Origin of the sequence: Marinobacter sp. P4B1 (assembly GCF_001447135.1) — a bacterium.
GTDB classification, from domain to species: Bacteria; Pseudomonadota; Gammaproteobacteria; order Pseudomonadales; family Oleiphilaceae; genus Marinobacter; species Marinobacter vinifirmus.
This window is the reverse complement of the sequence record NZ_LLXM01000011.1, coordinates 122022-140356: the sequence shown is the minus strand read 5'-3', so window position 1 is coordinate 140356 and position 18335 is coordinate 122022. Positions and strand designations below refer to the sequence as shown.

Below are 18335 nucleotides of genomic sequence, written 5' to 3'. Positions count from 1 at the left end.
TCGGAGCATTTCTACCTGCCCACTGGGGCCCACAGGCGCCGCTGAGTGCGGCCCCGCCCTTGGCACGCGAGTTAGAGGCTCGCGTTGCCGTGGCGGGCAAGGCATGTGGACTCAGTGGACAGTTAGTAGGTTAGGTCGGTTGGATGTTGAAAACCGCCCTGGGGGACGTTGCAGGGCGGTTTTCCTGTAAGCACTCTCACTCAGACTGCTGGATCCTTTCAAAAATTGCTTCGGCTTGCTTTCTAGCCTCGCGTTTCCCTTCTTCGCTCAATGATTTCAGATCCACCCCTTCATCACCAGCGGCATAAAGCGGTCCGCCAACATCATCATCATAAATTTCATCTGCATATTGCCCTCCATCATGGAATGCTTGCAGATGAGACTCTGTCAGATTGGTTCCCAGCATCTCAGCCAAGTAAAACCACATCCACGACTGTTGAACATCCCCTCGTTCGAACTCAACAATAAGCCGACGCATCGCGTCGGTATCTCCCGCTTCTGCAGCTACATTCAACCAGTGCACCGCATCTTCCATCCGGCCTAGTGTCTCTGCCACTTCTGCGACCCTTATAGGATCATCAGAAATTCCATGCATATTTATGGCATCAAGATAAGATGGATCATGAAATAGCTCTGCGAGCGCTAGGAGTGCAGAGGTGTTTCCGAGTCGACCGGCCTCGCGGAGATGAAATGTGTAATTTTCAGTTTTCTTGAGCAGGCGAGCATACTGATCCGCCCACTCCTTTTCGACACCTGTTAACTCTCGCCCTTGCTTCTCCTGCGAATACCAGTACTCACCACTTCCTCCTTGCGAACCCTCATCATCGTCGGGCCGGTGGAGCAGCGCCAGTGCAAAGTGCGCAAGATGATCCCCTCTGCTGGCTTTTGCTTCCAGAGATTCCAATAATATCGGTGGATATTCGCCGCTGTTCGGAGAAGTCCAGAATTCCTCCATGTAGCTTTCATCATCGCTCAGTCCGTCCACCAAATCGGTGACCGCTAAGACATCAATGTGCTTCTCTTCAACGAAGGAAATAAACGTAGATGCTGTAGTATCAGTGATACTAGGATCGTACCCAAGCTCTACGACCCGTTGCTGGAATATCGTCCGATATTCATCAGGTATCACCTTACTCTTTTCACGCTGTGTGAAAACGCTATCAGAGCAAAGTGCCGCATAAGATTTAAAACCAAACAATGCCGCAAGCAACTCATAAATATGAGCTCGCTTGAATGAGCATGCGGTAATAGATTCGAGGTTTTGTTGCGCAGAATACGCAAGTTCTTTGATAGTCATGACAAATCTTTCTCCATAACACGCCCGTACGGGTTAGACGCACACGTTTAATTCCCCGAGGACGAGGCCTTAAAGAGAGATTCTCAATGACTGTACTTTTCAAACGCCCTTTTTTACTCGTGTGCAAGTAAGGTTGGCACCCAGCTGTTAGTTTAATCGAGATACCCGCCCAAATCCAGGCTGGCGAGCATTATCGCCACGATTACCGCTGCACACTTCACGAAGCAATGGACTGACTGCCAGAAAATTCGCCTAAATGGGCCGAGTCAGGACAGTTAAGCTCTTAATGGAATGCCGCTTTAACCCAAGCGGCCAGGGGTAAGATGCCGGAGTATTCCGGCTATTTTCAATCCTCTTCTTGCAAGAGGATGGTAATCACGGGTTCACCCTGATCACCTGGCCCGACAATGAGCTTCAGTGTGACCAGCACCGCTTCGGTCGAGTGACCGTCACGGGCTACCCGATACAGCTGGAACAGAAGCCGGTGGCCCGAATCTTTGGCGGTGCGTATGGCGTGGGACGCCATATACAGGACGTCCCAAAGCCTACCCGACTGATCCTGATGCACCTGCTGTTCACTGTCATCCTCGGTCCAGGCCACGCAATCGGCCCAAACTGCAGATGTCAGCGCAACAGGCCATTTGAAACCGGCCTCACTGGCCATGGAACCCGCATCGATCAGCACACCGTCCTCGATGGCCTGCGCACGGGTATAGGTTGAAATAACTTCACCGAAAACCGCTTCGGCGGACTGTTCATTGGAAATGTTACTCATGGGTATTCTCCTGTGATGGATAGACACCAGGTCACACCTCCTCCCCAGCCGGAGAAGATGATGCTTCCCCGGCAGGGTTTGTAGAAAAGTGTTGGACTTCAGAGCAGTCCACGTTCTGCAAAAGAGACGCTTTCGCCAGCCGAAACCACAAAGTGGTCAAGCACCCGCACATCAACCAGTGCAAGTGCGTCTTTCAGACGGCGGGTAATCGCCTCATCCGCATGACTGGGCTCAGCAACGCCCGACGGATGATTGTGAAAAAAGACCACTGCGGCGGCATTCACCTCCATGGCCTGCTGCACCACGACCCGCGGGTAAACCGAGGCGCCATCGATGGTGCCCTGGAACAGCTCACGCACAGCGATGATCCGGTGACGGTTATCAAGAAACAGGCAACCGAAGACTTCGTTACGGTAGTCTGCCAGGCGCAGACGCAGGAAATCCCGCGTCTCGTCCGGTTTACTCAAAACCCTGCCGGCCCGATGTTTGATGGACAACACCTTCATCGCCAGTGTGATCACTGATTGCTTTTCCACATCGTTCAAGTCTGCTGGTTTCAAACCGGACAAACGGTCTTCTACCAGCGCCTCTACGGACGCATCCGTTTTCTTCATGACTGATCTCCTCAGGAGAAAGGGAGACCAGTCCCTCGGAGGAATGATCCCCCGATGGGTGGAAAGTGGCCGGGTAACATGGTGTTACCCGGCCAAACGTTAAGTTACGCCGCGTCTTCTTGTGCGGTGTAGAACGGTTGCCCGTCGACCTTGGCCCACGCGATGCGCAGTAGCCGTGCCTTCAGGCTAATACCGGTCTCGCCGGCCTTGTCCCCGTTCTTGAAGGTGAAGGACTCGGCAAAGAGATCACTGAGTGTGAAGCCGATCAGTACCTTCAGATTGCCCTCGACGGCCGGCTTGAGCTGACGCACGATTTCCTGCGCCTGCTTGCCGGACACGCGACACTCGAAATGCGTGTACTGGGCGTTGTCGACACTGCCACGAAGGGCAGCGATGGTGATACTCAGGAAGGGCTCTCCTTCCTTGGGCGTCACCTCCCGGACACGATTGAGATAACCGATGCCGGTGGTGTGAAGGTCGAAATACTGCTTGGTTTCGTTGGTTGACATAGCACTTGCTCCTTAGAGGTTAAAAACTCCCGGAACAAGCGCGCCCCTGACGGGGATGCTTGCCCGGCAGGGTGAATGAAATGGAATCAGGTTCCACTCCCTTGAGAAAGGACCGACGACAGAAAACTGTCGCTGTGCACCGATTGCACGGCCCGACGGTGCCTCGACTGTCACTGAACCGCAGTGACGACGGATAAAACCAGTAAAACGAATACAATCAAGCCGCATCAGAGGCCTCACAGACATAGCGCAGGTACTTAAGCATGCCGCGTGCATTGGCAAACGCAGGATGTTCAGCAATCGCTTGATGCGGGAACCAGTTGGCGATGTGTTTAGACAGTGCCACGGTCCCACCACCGACGAACAGCACACGATCCAACTCGATGCCTAACCCCAGTTGCCGGCGAGTCTCGTCATGAATGCGTTCCACGACCTCGCGCATGGCTGCCTCAACTAACGCGGCAACATCGTGCGCCTCACCTTGAAGACGAACAGTCTTGTGCTCCACCGCCTGGGATACCAGTTGCTCGCTGAGTGACTCCAGATCGAAGCGTTCCTGGATTCCATCGGCCACACTCTGTTTCACGTTCAACATTCCACACTGCAGGGAACCAGAAGAGGCATGTAAGATGCCCTGGTCCTTTACCACGACGTAGTCTGTCGTGCGTCCACCGATGTCGACGATGGCAACCGGAACGGAGACACGATCCGCATCGAGAGTGACGCCGTCCTCCAGTTCGACGATCACGTAGTCGTACCAGGCGGCCAAGGCCTCAGGTATCACCTCATGGAACGCTATACCCGCTGGCAGCGCACCAGAAAGTGGACGAACTGCCTGCTTGAGGCTATCGCGCTTCCTGGCAATGGTTTCCTGCCGATGCTCACCGCTCTTGCGGTAGAAGGAACTGACAGGCAAACCGGACACTGCATGCACACTCTTTCCAGCAAGTCCGGCCTGCTGCAGGGCGTGCTGAACAACTGCTCGGTTCAGACCAGACCACGGGTAGCCCTCAAAATGCGTGGGCGCACCGTCCAGGGCACCAACCGAATACACGGTATCCTCTGTCTCGTACTCAGAGATGCGTTGTTCGGCCTCATGGATCCAGGTCACACCGGACTGGCCCACGCGAGCACGTGAAGGAATCGCGAGTAACCGGCCGTCCGGAAGTGCGATCTTGGTGAATGCATAGCCATCGTCGAGGCCAACCGGGATGGGATTTATTGAGCTTGCGTCAGCCATATATTTTTAATCCTCTGATTCGTTATCGAGTATGTTTGTTGGTTGCCTGCCCTAGCCCATCACCTTGCCTAGCGCCGCAAAGGGTTTCGTACCCTCCGTGGCCGACACTGGCTCAGCGTTCACAACCGCAGGCACCGATTCAGGAAGTCCGGCAGTCCTTCGCGGCGACCGGGGCATCGACTTCGTAAATGCCGTAGTCGAATCGCGTTTCGAATCGTCAGATGTACTGCGTAGCGATTCGATCTCGGATCTAAATCCCTGAACCAGCAACCCACGCAACCATTCCTGCCGGCGGTTAGCCGGCACTTGTCTGTGTCGGTTCAGCAGGACGGACTCCAGCGCCACACGAGGATCAAGCTGTATGGTGACTCGGGTTCCAGGTTGTGCTTTTGCCATAACAAGACGGCCCCACTGACTTCAAACAAGCTCAGGATTATGGAGACACGTACCTGGCACACCAGAGGAAACCCGACACATCACGTGTCGTCGTTTTCGTCAGAGGAAGGAGCTGTGGTCGGTGTGGAGGGTGCGGAATGCAGTCCGAGATTCCTGGAGAATCCTGATGACAAATGACGTTGAATCGGCGCCATCTGTGCACGACGTTTGCCACTCAATACATCATCGGGAACTACTCCCATGAACTGTACAGCCTGTGTATTTTTGTCGTTGTCTTTCTGGATATCGGATCGCTCGATGCGCAGAAAGCGATAACCTTGGGGAATCATGAACAGACCGCGGATCTTGCGTGCGCCCAACTCTATGACGTGGTCGCGTGATGCACGGTCCAGCACACCGATGTGGCCGGCGGTTAGCGCGGCACAAACCAGGGTATCGTATGTCGATACGAGGCGTGCAGCCTGATAAGCATAGGGGTTCGCGAACTGTAGAGGCATCCGGTAGGGCCGCTCAGACTCGGCGACCGCGACCTCTATCGAACCCATCTGTGTCAACCGCTCATCCAGATCCCGCTGGAGACGCAGGAATAGCGCCTCCCGCTCCTCAATGGCTTCATGTACTTTGATTAGCCACCAGTCTGCGTATGGATCACCATTGCGCGACGCCTGCCAGATCAGTCGCAGCCGCTCAGCGAAGAGCCCCAGGCCAATGATCGGTGATTGTCCTTTCGTGCCGTTTCGACCACGAATAAGCCGACGCGCCTGGTTCGTCTGCAGCGTCAGCCAGACCTGGCCACGCAGTGGACCCAGTTTGTCGGCATCGGCCGGTTTGGGGATCGGGTTTTCCGTGGTCATAGGTTGTCGGGCTCCCCCCTCTGTCGATAGAGTTGCATGAGTTTGCGCGTATAAACGCATGCGCACTCGTTATGAACAAGGGAAAACCCCGTCGACAAATGGGAGGGTTCTGTAATGAGTTGGAATTTCGGCAGGTGATTCCAGTGGAATCACCTAGGGGAGACTTTATGTCTCGTTAGGTTCGGACGATGGCCCCTTATCTATTGGCATTCCCAACGCCTTCCGCATTTCATCCATCCGTACTTTTGCCAGCGCCATGCGCTTCTGGCGTTGCTCCTCAGTCTCCTTCGGTTCCGTGGCTGTGTCATGGCATGCTACCTGTTGACGCTGAATCTCCCGCGCGTGCCGGGCATCCCGTACCTTGATGCCGAGATTGGGCACAAACTCGCCGGATTTCATCCGTTCACAGAGACGGAACAGGAAGCTGATCTCGTCATAGACCGGTTTCATACCCTTTTGCTCGGCCTGGAACCGTCCCTCCAGCTCATCAAGAATCGGCTGGCGATCCGCTGGGGCGAGTTTGGAAAGATAGCGGTTTGCGATGTCTCGCTGGTTCTCGCCCAGACGCCGCGGATATACCAGCGGCTCATCATGCTCACCGGCATGCATAAATTTCGACGCATCTTCACCAGAAGTAGTAGTTGTTGTTTTTTTATTATTACTACTACTACAACCTGAGTTCGATTTATGTGCATTCGATTTTTGAACTCGGGTCTCAACCGAGTTCGAATTTTGGTCACGGTGATCCCGCGCCTGACTGTTGCCCATAGAATCTTGACGAATCTGCTGGATAGCATCGCGGGTAAACGAGAAGAACCGGCGTACTCTTTCGTTACCTGTGCTCACCGCTGACTGCAACCGCCGTTCGATTGGATGCTCCAGGGCGCATACGTCACGCCCGCCCCTGACATCCTCATCAATGGACGCCAACACGCCCTTAGCCACGGTACGCACCCGGGCATGACCATGGCTCACGGCCTTGTTCAGAAAGGCCATGTAGTCGCCATCCAGGTGAATCACATCGGCCAGTGGCAGGGGCTCATCATGCAGTGCATAGACGTTACCGCGAAACCGTCCGCTCGCTTTACGCATACGTCCACAGAGGGTCAACCAGCGCGAGGCACGCAGGATGGCAATCGCACGAGCTATCGTAGAACGCGATGAAACATTGGCCAGGCGGGAAATGGTCTCATAACTCGGAAAAGCGGCATTAGCCCCTGTCTCCCGCACCGCCAACATGATGACCATCCACACCAGTTTGTCGACTGGCTCGAGTACCGGATCGCGGATTACCGCAGTGGGAAAAGACTGGTGCCGGTTTCCGAGGAAAAGGACCGTATCGGCAGCACCGCCATCGCGTGATGCCTCCACACGATCGATGGTGGCCTTGATCAGTTTATCGAGGGCGAGTGTTTCCGGACGAATGACGCCTGTCTGCTCATCCATCATCACCTACCTGAGCGGCACCATCGTCATTCTGGCCGGTCAGGTTTCCGTACTGGGTCCATCGCTGGGTCAGGTTCCAGATGGCGCGCATCGGCACCCCGGTCTCCCGGTGGAGTTCCAGGTAATCCTTGGGCGCGAGTAATCCAGTTGTCTCCCCATCGACCCGGCTCGACCAGGCCTGCCAGAGTCGGTGGGAACTTTCTTCATCGGCTTCGGGGGGGCGTCCGACTGAAGGGCTCACAGACAGAGTACGCCTTAGTCGACCGTAATCACGGGCATTCAATCCGAACAGGATCAACAGCATCTCATGCGGCGCATCAGCTGCGATCAGCGACTGCAGGGTTTCTTCCGATTCCCGCTGCACCCGCAGGTGATCGATCATCGGCCAGTACACCTGCCGGTTCAGGGCGATATCCAGACAGTGGGCACGAAGCGATTCAACACGGTACAGGTCCGAGACGTTCATCTCCCGCAGAGCCTCGATCTCCCGTGGACCGAATTTCATGTTTTGCAGGGCCACGTGGTCCCCTTCTGCCAGGCAGCGAATGGCATACATCAGTACAGCGGTGACCAGATCGGATTCCTTCGTGCTTTCCATCGCCTCTACTCCCAGACCGATACACCGGTCTCCGCGGCGATACGGCGGATACGTCGATAGGTATCCATCAAGGCCAGCAAATCATGCCAATCCCGATCATCGAGCGGCCGCCAGAGCCGATAGCCGGTGTGACCTGGATCCAGTGTCCAGATACTGCTGAATAACAGATCGGCATCTTCGGTCTCGAGTGCACGTCGAAGGATGGACTCGTCTGGCAGGAGCGGCAACATGGCCCCGAGCGGTGCAAAGGTCATCTCCGCACAAGCCGCCAACTGCCACCACAGCATGGTGAGCTGACTCAAACTATCCTCGTCGAGCTGATCCGCCAGGGTTGGATCTGGAACATCGCGTAATACGAATCCCAAGCCTTTGCCGGACACCGCTTCAACGAGGCCCGCCATACCGTTACGTTGGGCCAGTCGTGTCGCAAGCGTCCAGGCTCGACCACGCAAAGACTTCAGATCGTTCGGGCTGGTATCGTTGGTGAGATTCGGTAGCTCGGTGTCAGGCTCAGAAGTCTCTTTGACATCGTCATCCAGAAGACCAGTATCCGGCGCACTACCGGGATTCGACTGATCCCGTAGTTCCGGTGGTAACTCATCAGTGGATGTTCGATCCGAACTGGATACACGCGAACCTCCATCATCCTGGTCAGCATCGAACGATTCGTCTGTAGGGCGCTCAAGTTCTGACGATTCCTCATTCGGATCCGGTTCCACTTCAGCCTCTGGAATCACCAGTTCCCTGCCGGCCATCTCGGCATCGAGCATCACACGTACGGTATGAATGCTGACATCCAATGCAGCAGCAATTTCAGATTCCAAAGCGCTGCGGAGTACATCTGTATCCCAGTCGGGGCTATCGTACCGTTTGCATAGTGTCGTGAAGACCTCTTCGAAATCCTCTGCCGACTCGGAACACCGATCCTGCCAAATCTTGTGAGCGGCACGCTCCAATCTGCGAATGCGTTCGACATGCGGCCTGCCGAGCCCGCCTTCGAGTGCAACGGGGATGACGGGTAACAATCGATGGACGGTGTACGCCATCTGGGAAATACGCGCCTGGGTGATGCGATATCCGGCACGGCGGAGTTCTGTTTCCAGACGCCTTTGAGAGATCACATCGAGACCGAGTTCTTCGGCAAGCAATTTTTGCGCTTCGCAAACAGCGCGCGCCTTATCGATGAAGGTAAGACCTCCCCGCAGGTCGTTTTCCCGAAGATGCGCCAGCAGGACATCAGATTCGCAGCACCAGGCTTTGAGCAGGCAAGGTACTGCGGCAAAACGTTGATCACCGGTCTCGGCGAATAACTCCTTCAGTATGATCAGCCGCGTATTACCACCGGCATGGACGATAAAGTCAGCCGCCTCTGGGCGCTGCGTGACCACCAAAGGTTGGTCCAGACCGGTATTGCGAATCGAGTCTCTGATCCGGTCATATTCGGGATTGCGGCCGTGACGCGGATTATGCTCATATGGCTGGATTCGGGAGATGTCGATCATCTGTGGCGCCGGGCTGGTAGTTGCTTCTGCCGGTTGTGAGGTCGACAAATTCTCAGACGGCGTTGTGGGTTTGCCAGCCATTGGTCATTCCCATCCCTGCAGGCCGACGAATATCTCCGGGTAACGGACCAGGCTTACCCGCGGCACCGGCTCAAGCCGCCCTCCTGATCGGTCCGCCACCCGCTGGCTGATCTGCTCAATTCGTGTCGCCATCTGCGGGCTCGCATGCCGGTGCTTACCAGCCAGCTGATACAAATAAGCAACTGAATCGTTGCAAACGGTAGCCAACTCGGCGCGTTCCCGCTTGGTGGCATATTTCAAAAATGTCCTTAGCTTCATGGTGCTGGACATTAGCACCATGCATATCTATCAGCAAGCTAACTCGCCAACTAATTGTTTATCTTTATGCTAAATTTCTGCTATATTCCCTGCATGATGCGCATACCAGAAAAAATTCGGTTGAAGAATCTCGAGCTTCTGATTGCCGAAGCCGGCTCTGCTGCGAAACTGGCCGAACGCGTCGGCACCAACAGTTCCTATATCAGCCAGGTCCGCCGTCAGATGCGCACAAAGAAAGGCACTCCGCGAGGCATCGGTGACGATCTGGCGGAAAAGCTGGAACGCGGAATGGACAAGCAGGAGGGCTGGATGGACGCACCACACAGGGATGAATGGGAGCAGTCGGACATTGCCGGCACGGAGGTCAATGCCCACCTCGGACCGGACATACGCAGCCTATGCCCAGTGATCTCCTGGGTGCAGGCCGGAGATTGGATGGAAATCGCCGAGGGTTTCCAACCGCAATATGGTCAGGAGTTGCTACCCTGCCCCGTCAGTTGCAGCAACGATTCTTATGTCCTGCGCGTACGTGGCGTCAGCATGGAACCCAAATTCCATGACGGCGACCTGATTTTCGTGGACCCTCATGTCGACGCGATCCATGGGAAATATGTGGTCGTGATGATTGAAGACACGGCAGAGGCCACCTTCAAACAACTTATCGTCGAGGAAGGCCGTCAGTACCTGAAAGCGCTGAATCCGGAGTGGCCAAATCGGATCATCGAGGTCAACCAGAATGCCCGAATTTGTGGAGTTGTGGTGTTTAAGGGGGAGATGGTTTGAACAATTCTACTCATTTCATTTAACAGGGAGGAACAATCATAGTGGCAAGCTATTCAGTAACCGTTAAGTCACCTCGATCGACACCATCAAGGCCTTCTTTGCTTGCGCCTTATCAATACTGGTGGACTTGCATTAGCACTCAAAATTTAAGCGGCAAACGTTTGCTGTTGAATCTCGACTTCCCAATTTAAGAACTCAACTGCAGTATCTTTATTTAGCGATGAAAAATAAGATATATTTTTCGCAACTTCCGATTCAATAAAGGGTTTCAGATAAATGTTCAACGGTCCCTTCCACTTCATAGCCGTCTTTATTTTTTGTTCGATAATGTTTGTAGCACGTGTAAGTGCGCAACCTATTGTTTTGGGGTGGCAAACCCCTTGGGCAACTCAAGGGCAGCTGGTGATGGGCCTTAAACACACAAACCTTCCGAACTTGGTTGGGATCGACCTTAAGTATCTCGGTTTTGCCTACGGAGGACCTCTGAACCAAGCGGCGCTGGCTGGGGAGGTAGATATCCTGCTAACGGCAGATCAACCCGCCGTGGCGCTTCTTTCTCGAACTTCCGCGTACAAGATTGTTGCGCGCATGATGTACAACCGCACCTGTCTGTATGTCCCGCCAACATCTCATATTCAGTCTCTAGGCGATCTGGTTGGCGCAACAATATCTGGCCCAGTCGGCGCGGCGGCAGAACGCATCGCCTTGAAGGCGATTCAGGATGCCGGTGTCGATCTGAACACAATTCAGTTTGGCAACTTGAACATGGCACAACAGGCCGCGCTGCTCGTACGCGGTGCGCAAGATGGCCGGTGGACTACGATCGATGCGTTGTATGGTTTTGACCCTCTTCCTGCGCAATTCGAGAGCCGGCAGATCGCACGTACGATTAATTGCGGTAAGGTTGTCTCGGTCGTCGTCGCAAGCCGCGATATGATCGAAAACCGGAGCGAGGCGCTTGAGCGCTTTCTTCGTGCTTTTTATTTGTCTTGGCACCAATACGCGACCCATCCCAAGGAAATGAACCAGATATTCATCAAAGACTCATCACTCGAAATCTCGCCCCAAGCGCTAGATATCTCCGCAGCCATTGAACCTAACCTGAACGCCAAATCACTTTTGGATATCCGGATGACTTTCGAGGAAGATGATTACGCAATTTTCGACCAGGCAAGTGACTTTCTGTTCAGTCGTAAGAAAATCAAGGCCCCTCTCGACATCCGGAATCCGGATTACGTGGACATGGGACCAATGAAAGCCATCCTGAGGACGAGTAGCGAAGCGGAAACGCTTATCCCTCGCATCAAACTGCACTGACCGAAATAAACCAGTGGCGGCACGACACGGTAAAGCGGGAATGGCGGGGGTCGCACTACTTCTGGTCGCCTGGTCGACACTCCCCTCACCTGACGGTGTGATTCCCTCCCTATCCGACGTGATCGCGCGGGGCTGGGAGATGGCGCTGGAGGGGCGCCTCTGGTTCGATTTGTCCGCCAGTCTTTGGCGCATCCTAGTCGGCGCTACCATAGGGATTTTCTGCTCCGTTGCCGTCGGCATTCTTTGCATCGTCCCGATCGTAAGAGCCTCGCTGGCCGGGCTGATCGAGTTGACCCGCCCCATCCCGCCGATCGCCTGGATTCCCCTGATGTTGGTGCTGTTTGGGGTCGGCGATTCCGCAGCCATCGCCATCGTCGCGTTCGCGGTGTTCTTTCCTGTTATCGTCTCCATTATCCTTGCGCTAGACAGCATCGATCAGGATTTGGTGCTGGTTTCGCGCAGCCTTGGCGCGGATTGGCGATTCAGGATTCAGCACGTCTATCTGCCCTCCATGACCCCAACCCTGGTAGCTGGCATCCGCCTCGGCATCGGTATCGGCTGGTTCTCCGTTGTCGCAGCCGAAATGGTGGGCAGCTATGGGGGGCTCGGGTACGGAATTCAGATCGCCAGTCTCAATCTTGAGATGGAGCGTTTCTTCGTTTACCTGACCGCAATCGGCGTTTGTGGTCTGATCATGAACGCGGGAATGCTGTGGATCGGCGAACGGCTTACTCCTTGGCGGAAAGGCAACGGTCATGTCGAGTGAATTCTGGCTCGAAATGAGGAATGCCAAGTTCTCGTGGGACGACCGGTGGATACTGCACGATATCTCCCTGCGTCTAACGCAACCCCGTATAGCGTGGCTTACAGGGCCGAGCGGTGGCGGAAAGAGCTCTTTTCTACGCATCGTAGCCGGTCATTATCGACTTCATTCCGGCACCTGCATCGTGGATGGCAAGGAGGTAGCCGAACCTGGACCAGCGCGGGCGATCTCATTGCAGAACTACAAGCTGTTCCCCTGGAAGACCGTGTTTGAAAACGTCGCGGCCGGCTTGCGATTCGCCAACTGCGATGATGCCGAAATCAGCGACCGCGTCTGCGAACTTCTTGAACGTGCGGGCCTGTACGCAAACCGTCTCGATTGGCCGCATCAACTCTCCGGCGGCATGCGGCAGCGCGTTGGAATCCTACGCAGCCTGGCCGTACGACCTCGCTGCCTGCTCTTGGACGAACCTTTCAGCGCGCTGGACGACGCGACTTCGCGTCAGATTCAGGCCCTGGTTATGGACTACTTGGAGGCCAACGGGGCGAGTTGCCTGATCGCTTCCCACAATACCGACCATGTCCGTCAGGGACCCGGCCATGTCTTGTTCATGCGCGGAGGGGGAACAGTCGAGGTTATCGAACCGTCCCTGGCAGCCCACTTTGGTACCGTGGCGTTCGCGGATGATCTCGGCTCCGTGAAGCGCGGAGAGAGTCCCGGCGACCGAGGGTCGCGGACGAGGTTAGCGGTACGCGAGGGCGATGCTTCATGAGTGCCTCGTCAACGCATTTACAACTTCACCATTTCTGCATCTTCGCCGAGGATGTGGACAGATCGATCGGCTTTTATTCGCAGGCATTCGGCGCCGAAGTCGCAAGCGAATGGAACGAAGTGATCGACGATACCGGGCAGTGCTTTCCGGGCCGAGGCGTATTCATGCGTCTCTCCGCCAACTCGTTCATTGAGATCTTTCCCGCCGACGCAGGCGCCCCCGCACCGGACTTTCCGGTTCGCGCTTACAACCACATGTGTTTTGCGTCGCTCGACTGCAATGCGGACTACGTACGGGCCCTGGCCGCCGGCGCCGATCCGTACGCGCCCGCCCGGGCCCGGGAAAAGGGCGTTGACTGGGACGGCGCACCGAAGACGATGGTCCTCGGGGATGCTCGACGTTCGCGAATCCGGATCGCTTATCTGAAGGGTCCGGACGGCGAGATCATTGAATTGATAGAGACAGATAGTCCGTTACTCGGTGGATCGAAAACAATGGGAAAAGAGGTTCAATGAGGGATCGGGCTGCAGTTACCTATTGGCAGGATTTCACCACGCGTTACCAGTTTCCCGTGGTCTTCGGACGAGGCCTGCTGGCGCCAGACAGCGATGTGCTTATCAACGCGCTTTGCATCCAGGAGCCGGAAAAGCGCCACAAGATTCTCGTTGTCGTGGACGCTGGATTGGCCGAGGTGGTGCCTGATCTGATGTCGAAGGTCATTCGCCACGTGGATGTCCACAGCGCCGGCATGGAGTTGATCTGCCCGCCAATCGCACTGCCGGGCGGCGAGTCAGTGAAGGACAGCGACCGTTTTTTCTGGAAATTGATGCAGAAGGTTCAGACTCTGGGCGTCGATCGGCATTCCTATGTGATCAGCATCGGCGGGGGTTCGCTGCTCGATCTCGTCGGTTTTGTCGCCGCGACCGCGCATCGGGGGATTCGGCACATCCGCATGCCGACCACGGTTCTTGCGCAATGCGACTCCGGGGTGGGCGTCAAGAACGCCATCAATTTCGGTTCCAGCAAGAATTTCACCGGTACGTTCGCGCCGCCTTGGGCCGTGTTGAATGATTTCGATTTTCTCGACGTGCTGCCGCCACGCGACCGGATTTCCGGGATGGCCGAAGCGGTCAAGGTTTCCTTGATTCGCGACCGAGAGTTTTTCCTGTTCCTGGAAAGCGCAGTCGACCGCTTGGCCAATTTCGAACTCGAGTCCGTGGAGGCATTGGTCATACGCTCCGCCGAACTTCACATGGCGCAAATATCGCAAGGGGGAGACCCTTTCGAGACCGGCAGTTCGAGGCCGCTTGACTTCGGCCATTGGGCGGCGCACCGCTTGGAGGTGCTTTCCGCATACGAGCTTAGTCATGGCGAGGCCGTCGCGATCGGACTGGCCCTCGATGCCCACTACAGCGCCCTGATCGGCCTGCTGAGCACGAGCGACTGCGAACGCATAGTCTATGTTCTCAGTCGACTCGGCTTTTCTCTCTGGCACCCCGCACTGCTGAAAGAGGATGCGAACGGGAGGCGCGCGGTCCTCGAGGGCCTACGGCAGTTTCAGGAACATCTCGGCGGCCGCTTGACCATAACCCTGCTGTCGGACCTCGGCACCGGTGTGGACGTGCATGAGATCAAGGAGGACACTGTACTAGAAGCGATCGGCCGCCTGCGGGAACGTTTCGCTACATGAGCATTAGCCTGCAATCCGCGATGCCTTGGCAGCCGCCGCCAGGCGGCGGCATCGAAGACGCTGGCGAGCGTCTTCTTCTTGAGGCCGGGGCCATCTCCAAAACCTTGTCCAAGGTCTATTCCTATCTTCCGCCGGGAACGCGGTTGCGGCGGAATCTAATCGCGATATTCGAGCGCCTAGTGGAACCCAGGGGGTTCGAACCCATACAGCTCTCCGCCCTTCAGCAGCATGTGCCCGGCGCGGGCAACTACGAGGATTTTCAGTGCCTCGTATCTTCGCCCTTTCTCGGCCAAGTGCGTCTGATCAGCGACACGGCGGAAGTCGTCGGCCGCATGGTTCAAAGGGGGATACCCGCGCAGAACGGCATCGCCGTCTGGATGGTTTCGCGGGAATGGCGTGCGGCCGGTGGGTCCGGTGGGTTTCGCCACTCGGTCGAATACGAAAACCTCATTGCCTACCGGACCGGGATCGCCGAGCACGAACCACCGGCGGAGGCTATCGAGTTGCTTGAACAAGCTACCACCTCCCTGAACCTGACGTATTCCTGGGATGTGCCGGCACTGAATTCGGCGGGCGAATATAGCGCGCACAACCTGACCGTCACATTCGACGATGGCGAGAGGTTCCGTATCGGCCAAGTGTGCGAATTCACACACGCAGCGTCCGTTCGGCTGGGCCTGGTGCCCGGCGGGGCCAAGGGTGCGGCGTCTCGGGGGCGCACGGTCTGTTTCTCGCTCAGCGTCAACCGGACGCTCTACGCGCTTGCCAGGGTATTGGCATCGACGGATTCCCAGCCGTGGCCCTTGGCTGTCGCTCCCTATCACGTACACGTTGTATCGGTTGCAAGCCGGTTACCGTCGGACGCCCGGCGCCGGATAGACGCGGCGATCTCGACCCTGTCCGAGCAGGAACTCGCCGTGTTGGTTGACGATCGGCCCATAAGCGCCGGTCGAAAACTCTTCGACTCGGACAGATTCAGGATACCGTTCCGCCTCGTCGTGGGCACACGGGACCGCTTCGGCCTGCGTGCTCCCCAACGACGAGAGGTCGAGGTCGGCCCGGAGCGGGCCGCGAGCATGATCATGGATATCTTTCGGGGTCTCGCACAATGAACAACCTTGACATCGGCACCTACCGGCTTGTTCAATCCGTCAAGAGGCTCGGTGGGCAACGACGCCCAGGTTTGGACAAGGGTGTCACCCTGGCTGACAGACTCTACTTGGACGCGATGTCGGCGGCATTCTCCGGCCGAGACACGACGCCCGATGATTTCGTCGCCCGCATGATCGCGAAGACATTGGCGGCGGCCCGAATCGGCGAGATTGCGAAGTCCGACTTCGAACGAATGAGCGCTGCGGACAGAGAGAACTTGGCAAACGCGTTATGTTCGATGGCGCCTTCCACGACGCACGCCGCCTTGCCTCGCAGGCCAGGCAACCATCTCCCCATCCTGAGCCCAAATATTCTGCCGGAAGTCATCGTCGATCTCGTATTCCGCGCCCGCGCCGGCTACGAGGGTCCCGACGGAGTGCGGCATCAAGGCGCCTGGACAGAAAGCCAGGCGGCGCACGCTCTGGCAACCGCGGTTATCGCTGGCCTGCGCGCCGGCACAGAAGCCGCTTTGCTTGCATTCGTTCACAATGCCCACCTCGCGCTCATGCCCGACATCCCACATTTAGTCGAGGCCTCGATGGGCTCCGAATGTCTGCAACAGATGGAGGCCGCCGCCCGCGGACGGCTCCTCGCCGACTTGGGGAGCGAACGCGAGGGACAATTTCTGTTCCAGTCGTTAAAGGGGCCTCCCTCGACGGAAGTCACGGCGGCCGTCGATGAAGCCGACTTCATCGATCGCACACTTTGGCTGATAGAGATCGCGCCTCCTTGGCTGGACCTCGACGATTCGAACCAATTGCGACGAACGCTCTGTAATGAAGATCACAGACTGGAGCGCCAACTCGTCCTTCTCGATGAAATCATGCGCAACACCGTCGCGCACACACTTGAGTGGTCACTCCCAGGAAGAGGAGACAGAGATAGTGAATAGCAAACCGAACATTCTGATGCTGGGTCTGGACACGCTGAGAGCGGATCATTTGGGATGCTACGGGTACGACAGGCCGACATCCCCCTTCATCGACAAATTCGCCGAACGGTCCGTGCTTTTCGAGCGCTGCATAAGCCACGCGCCCTGGACCATACCGTCCTTCACTTCCGTCATGAGCGGTCTCGACCCGATCCGTAGCAAGGTCGTGGCCAGCCCCTGGAATGTCCCGAACTACAAGCCCGTCCGCTTCGACGATACCGCCCCAGTCCTGGCGGAGGTACTCCGCGACGCCGGATACTTCACCCTCGCGATCGACAATCTTTTGGAGATGGGTTCGCATCCGTCTTGGTTCGTGCGTGGATTCCATGAATATATCAATCTCACGGACAGTATGTTCCTACGCCATCACCACGTCCTTGCCGAACAGGTCACCGACCGGATGCTGTCGACAAACATACAGGCGCTGGATGGCCCCTGGTTCGCCTTCTTGCATTACTGGGACCCCCACTTACCGTACAACTATCCAAAACGCTACGACGCCGAACTACCCCTTTGGCTGCCGGACGCAGTATCGGCACCCGACGGCCGAGACTATTTGCCGCGCCGGGGCTATGCGGATGAGATAAGCGGCCAGTTCGCGGAACTGATCGCGCAATACGACCGCTCTATCCTCTACCTGGACAACGAACTTGAGCGCCTGTTCTCCGGCCTCGAGATGGCGGGTGCCCTGGAAAATACGATCGTCGTGATGTTCGGTGACCACGGCGAAGCAATGGTCGAACACCAGGTCCTGTTCGAGCATTCCTTGCTCTACGAACCGACCGTGCATGTTCCAATGATCGTCCGCGATTTCAGATCCGGCGTTACCGGTCGTATCCGCGACCTCGTACAGCATCATGACGTTGCGCCGACATTGATGGCTCTATGCGGCATAGAGGCCGACTGGCTAACGACCGGGGCCGTGATGCCGCCCTTCGGCCCCAATCCGAACCGGCGTTTCACCGTTAGCATTCAAGATGGCGGCGCTGCCATGCGCGCACTCAGAAACGAGCGCTGGAAACTGATCAAACATTACGATCCACGGCAATCGGGCTTGGCTCGTCCCGCAGCGCTTGAGCGCGTCGAACTCTATGATCTCGAAGCAGATCCTTTCGAACTCGATGATATCTCGGAGCGCCTGCCCGACCAGGTCGCCGCCTTGTCGGCCGAGCTAGAGGCGTGGCGCCTCGACGCACTAGGGCCGACCGAGCCCGACCCCCTATTGGATTCGGAGCAGCGGGTAGACTTCAACGACTATCCCGGAGATCCCGAGCTTGCAGAATTCTACCGTGGCCTGGTCCGGCCCGGTGCGAAGAAATGAGGGTCTTTTTCATCACCCGAAAGTTTCCCCCGACGC

The 18335-nt window shown here is 56.6% G+C and carries 19 protein-coding genes; 9 read left to right on the top strand and 10 right to left on the bottom strand.

The features are described from left to right. Positions 1-196 precede the first annotated feature (196 nt). From AQ621_RS08395 to AQ621_RS08350, 10 genes are all read right to left on the bottom strand, one after another. Positions 197-1297 carry an SEL1-like repeat protein gene (locus AQ621_RS08395; RefSeq protein ID WP_058341098.1) on the bottom strand — a complete coding sequence of 367 codons (1101 nt, stop codon included), beginning with the start codon at positions 1295-1297 and terminating at the stop codon, positions 197-199. A 346-nt stretch (positions 1298-1643) separates the two neighbouring features. Next, positions 1644-2072 (bottom strand): DUF6573 family protein, encoded by a 429-nt coding sequence (locus tag AQ621_RS08390; RefSeq protein ID WP_058341097.1) that lies wholly within the window; start codon positions 2070-2072, stop codon positions 1644-1646. 98 nt (positions 2073-2170) lie between these two features. Continuing rightward, positions 2171-2686: a RadC family protein gene (gene radC, locus AQ621_RS08385; protein ID WP_058341096.1), complete on the bottom strand. Its 516-nt coding sequence runs from the start codon at positions 2684-2686 to the stop codon at positions 2171-2173. A gap of 104 nt (positions 2687-2790) precedes the next feature. Continuing rightward, the gene (locus tag AQ621_RS08380; RefSeq protein ID WP_029133474.1) at positions 2791-3195 is read right to left on the bottom strand and encodes an STY4534 family ICE replication protein; all 405 of its coding nucleotides are present in this window, start codon (positions 3193-3195) and stop codon (positions 2791-2793) included. Between the two features lie 217 nt (positions 3196-3412). Beyond that, the gene (parM, locus tag AQ621_RS08375; RefSeq protein WP_058341095.1) at positions 3413-4435 is read right to left on the bottom strand and encodes a ParM/StbA family protein; all 1023 of its coding nucleotides are present in this window, start codon (positions 4433-4435) and stop codon (positions 3413-3415) included. Positions 4436-4911: 476 nt separating this feature from the next. Continuing rightward, positions 4912-5685, bottom strand: coding sequence for a PFL_4669 family integrating conjugative element protein (locus AQ621_RS08370; RefSeq protein WP_058341094.1), 774 nt, complete (start codon positions 5683-5685; stop codon positions 4912-4914). 165 nt (positions 5686-5850) lie between these two features. After that, entirely contained in the window at positions 5851-7134 is a 1284-nt protein-coding gene (locus AQ621_RS08365; RefSeq protein WP_082640962.1) for an STY4528 family pathogenicity island replication protein, read from the bottom strand. Beyond that, positions 7124-7729, bottom strand: a complete 606-nt coding sequence (locus AQ621_RS08360) for a DUF2857 domain-containing protein (RefSeq protein WP_058341092.1) — start codon at positions 7727-7729, stop codon at positions 7124-7126. The genes AQ621_RS08365 and AQ621_RS08360 overlap by 11 nt, the downstream gene beginning before the upstream one ends. A 5-nt stretch (positions 7730-7734) precedes the next feature. Continuing rightward, on the bottom strand, positions 7735-9312 hold the full coding sequence (locus tag AQ621_RS08355) for a ParB family protein (protein ID WP_082640960.1): 1578 nt from the start codon (positions 9310-9312) through the stop codon (positions 7735-7737). A gap of 3 nt (positions 9313-9315) precedes the next feature. Beyond that, entirely contained in the window at positions 9316-9552 is a 237-nt protein-coding gene (locus AQ621_RS08350; RefSeq protein WP_201785327.1) for a hypothetical protein, read from the bottom strand. A gap of 138 nt (positions 9553-9690) precedes the next feature. Between AQ621_RS08350 and AQ621_RS08345 the strand changes: the two genes are divergently transcribed. The 9 genes from AQ621_RS08345 (at position 9691) to AQ621_RS08305 (ending at position 18299) form a co-directional block, all read left to right on the top strand. Next, entirely contained in the window at positions 9691-10353 is a 663-nt protein-coding gene (locus AQ621_RS08345; protein WP_227508277.1) for a S24 family peptidase, read from the top strand. 276 nt (positions 10354-10629) lie between these two features. After that, entirely contained in the window at positions 10630-11670 is a 1041-nt protein-coding gene (locus tag AQ621_RS08340; protein ID WP_058341091.1) for an ABC transporter substrate-binding protein, read from the top strand. A 40-nt stretch (positions 11671-11710) separates the two neighbouring features. Beyond that, the gene (locus AQ621_RS08335; RefSeq protein WP_058341090.1) at positions 11711-12436 is read left to right on the top strand and encodes an ABC transporter permease; all 726 of its coding nucleotides are present in this window, start codon (positions 11711-11713) and stop codon (positions 12434-12436) included. Further along, positions 12426-13205: an ABC transporter ATP-binding protein gene (locus AQ621_RS08330; protein WP_058341089.1), complete on the top strand. Its 780-nt coding sequence runs from the start codon at positions 12426-12428 to the stop codon at positions 13203-13205. Before AQ621_RS08335 ends, AQ621_RS08330 begins: the two co-directional genes overlap by 11 nt. After that, positions 13202-13720, top strand: coding sequence for a VOC family protein (locus AQ621_RS08325; protein ID WP_058341088.1), 519 nt, complete (start codon positions 13202-13204; stop codon positions 13718-13720). The genes AQ621_RS08330 and AQ621_RS08325 overlap by 4 nt, the downstream gene beginning before the upstream one ends. Further along, complete coding sequence (locus tag AQ621_RS08320) at positions 13717-14895, top strand: 3-dehydroquinate synthase (RefSeq protein WP_058341087.1); 1179 nt, start codon at positions 13717-13719, stop codon at positions 14893-14895. The genes AQ621_RS08325 and AQ621_RS08320 overlap by 4 nt, the downstream gene beginning before the upstream one ends. Next, positions 14892-16007 (top strand): His/Gly/Thr/Pro-type tRNA ligase C-terminal domain-containing protein, encoded by a 1116-nt coding sequence (locus AQ621_RS08315; protein WP_058341086.1) that lies wholly within the window; start codon positions 14892-14894, stop codon positions 16005-16007. Before AQ621_RS08320 ends, AQ621_RS08315 begins: the two co-directional genes overlap by 4 nt. Continuing rightward, complete coding sequence (locus AQ621_RS17545; RefSeq protein ID WP_058341085.1) at positions 16004-16939, top strand: hypothetical protein; 936 nt, start codon at positions 16004-16006, stop codon at positions 16937-16939. Before AQ621_RS08315 ends, AQ621_RS17545 begins: the two co-directional genes overlap by 4 nt. Further along, positions 16932-18299, top strand: a complete 1368-nt coding sequence (locus tag AQ621_RS08305) for a sulfatase family protein (protein ID WP_058341084.1) — start codon at positions 16932-16934, stop codon at positions 18297-18299. Before AQ621_RS17545 ends, AQ621_RS08305 begins: the two co-directional genes overlap by 8 nt. The last annotated feature ends 36 nt before the right edge of the window (positions 18300-18335 follow it).